The 2,589-nt window shown below is 48.6% G+C and carries 2 protein-coding genes; both read right to left on the reverse strand.

Annotated elements, in window-relative coordinates:
- Positions 1-1,726 (reverse strand): xanthine dehydrogenase molybdopterin binding subunit (gene xdhB / locus BCU12_RS08720; RefSeq protein WP_102403947.1); only part of this gene is annotated, 1,726 nt, incomplete at its 3' end.
- Positions 1,719-2,589: FAD binding domain-containing protein (locus BCU12_RS08725; RefSeq protein ID WP_198599291.1), on the reverse strand; the 871-nt coding region annotated here is incomplete at its 5' end. The genes xdhB and BCU12_RS08725, both read right to left, overlap by 8 nt.

Below are 2,589 nucleotides of genomic sequence, written 5' to 3' on the forward strand. Positions count from 1 at the left end.
TGCCATTCTTGAAAATGACCTCTTCAGGCGTGACCTTGAAATGTGCGGATGCAAAATCAATCAATCGTTGTTTGATTGTTATTGCGGCGTTTTGCGCTGCCTTACCGTTGAGGTCGGCGCCCGATGAGGCTGCGGTTGGTGATGTGTTCGGTACTTTGTCTGTGTTGGCTGAGGTGATCTGGATACGTTCGACATCGACTTGAAACTCCTGTGCAACGATTTGAGCCACTTTGATGTTCAAACCTTGACCCATTTCAGTCCCGCCGTGGCTTAAGTGAATACTGCCATCGGTGTAGATATGAATTAGGGCACCTGCTTGGTTCAAGAAAGTAGCCGTAAATGAAATACCAAACTTAACGGGTGTAAGCGCAAGGCCCTTCTTAAGAATAGGACTGGTCTTGTTGAACTCAGCAATTTCTTTACGACGAGCGTGATAATCACTGCTTTGTTCCAGTTGTTCGGTGATTTCCGGAAGGAAGTTATCTTCTACTTTTTGGTAGTAGTGGGTAGTATCTCGGCCCTCTTCTCCGTAGTAGTTCGCCTTACGAACCTCAAGCGGATCTTTTTTCAGGTAACGAGCAATTTCATCCATGACATGTTCAATCGTCATCATGCCTTGCGGGCCACCAAAGCCACGATATGCGGTGTTTGAGGCGGTATTTGTTTTACAGCGATGACCGGTTACCGTTGCATCGCCTAGGTAATAGGCGTTGTCTGAGTGGAACATGGCACGGTCAACGATAGAGCTTGAGAGATCCGGCGAGTAACCACAGTTACCTGTGACGACGATGTCAGCACCTTGAATCACGCCATCATCATCAAAGCCTACTTTGTATTGATTGTAGAACGGGTGTCGCTTACCTGTTGTGGTCATGTCTTCGTTGCGAAGCAGACACATCTTGGTTGGGCGACCGGTTAGTAGAGCAATGACGGCAGACATACAAGCCGGGGAGGCCGCTTGCGTTTCTTTACCACCAAAACCACCACCCATGCGTCGCATGTCCACCACAACTTTATGCATTGGCACGCCAATAACTTCTGCTACTAGCTTTTGCACCTCGGTTGGGTTTTGCGTTGAGGTGTAAACAATCATTCCACCGTCTTCTGTAGGAATCACGCTGCTGCTTTGTGTCTCTAAATAGAAGTGCTCTTGGCCACCGATATCAAGGTCACCTTCGATAACGTGTTTCGCATTGGCGAGCGCTGTGTCTGAATCGCCACGTTTCTGTTGGTGGCTTTCCGTGACGAAACTCTTTTTAGCCAGCGCCTCTTTTACGTCCAGAATGGGTGGCAGTGCTTCGTATTCAATGATGGCGGCTTGCGCGGCTTTACGTGCCAGCTCAAGGCTTGAAGCCGCGACTGCGATGACAGGTTGACCGTAGTATTCGACTTTGCCATCAGCAAGCAGCGGATCACCCGGTAAGATGGCACCGATATCCAGTTGACCAGGAACATCGTCAGCGGTTATGGCAATAGCAACGCCGTCAAATTCGTAACAAGGCGACACGTCAATCTTAGTGATTTTTGCGTGTGCTTGGGTGCTGAGACGAGCATAAACATGAAGCTGATTTGGAAATTCTAATCGATCATCAATGTACTGCGCTTCACCGGTAACCTGCATTGGCGCGCTGTCGTGTTTCACGCTTTTGCCTACGCCAGTTTTTAAATCCTGTTTAACTATGGCGAGCATTTCCTCGTGAGTCATAGTGTTGTGCGTATTAGACATAAGACGTTACCCTTGTTTCAATTTGGTTATCTTTATTCTGCGTTTCGATAAAGTAGCGACGCAGCATGTTGGCAGCGGTGAGCGTGCGGTATTCTTGGCTTGCTCGGAAGTCAGACAATGGCTCGAAATCAGTGTTGAGTTCCGCCATTGCTTCATCAATATTGGTGGAGTTCCAGGCTTTGCCCAGTAAGACATTTTCACAGCGAGTCGCCCGTTTTGGCGTTGCAGCCATGCCACCGAAAGCAATTCTGGCATCGACGACTTTTCCATCTTTTAGGCTGATGTTAAAAGCGCCACACACCGCTGAGATATCATCGTCTAAACGCTTAGAGACTTTGTACGCTCTAAAGGCAGCGTCGGTTGGCTTTGGAATGATGATCTGTTCAATGAACTCGCTTGGCTGCTGAGCCGTCACCTTGTAGCTGATGAAGTACTCTTCAATTGGAATGATTCGAGTTTGTTCACCACAGCGAAGTTTTAGTTTTGCATCGAGCGCAATCAAAAGAGGGGGGGTGTCACCGATTGGAGACGCATTAGCCACGTTGCCACCAATGGTGCCTTGGTTACGAACCTGCAAAGAGGCAAAGCGGTGCAGCAGTTCACCAAAGTCAGGGTAGTATTTGTGCAGTAGCGGGTAGGCTTTGCTGATTGGTAGGTTTGCGCCAATCAACAGGTCAGAATCCGTCTCTTCACAGGTTTTCATCTCTTCAACAAGGTTTACGCTTATTAACGTTTCAATTTCTCGGTGAAATTGGGTCACTTCTAATGCCAAATCGGTACCGCCTGCCACCAGTTTCGCCTGCGGGTGAGCTAAGAAGAGCTTCGCCAGTTCGTCGACACTTTTTGGTGAGAAGGCGGTGAGG

Origin of the sequence: Vibrio sp. 10N.261.55.A7 (genome assembly GCF_002877365.1) — a bacterium.
In the GTDB taxonomy this organism is placed as follows: Bacteria; Pseudomonadota; Gammaproteobacteria; order Enterobacterales; family Vibrionaceae; genus Vibrio.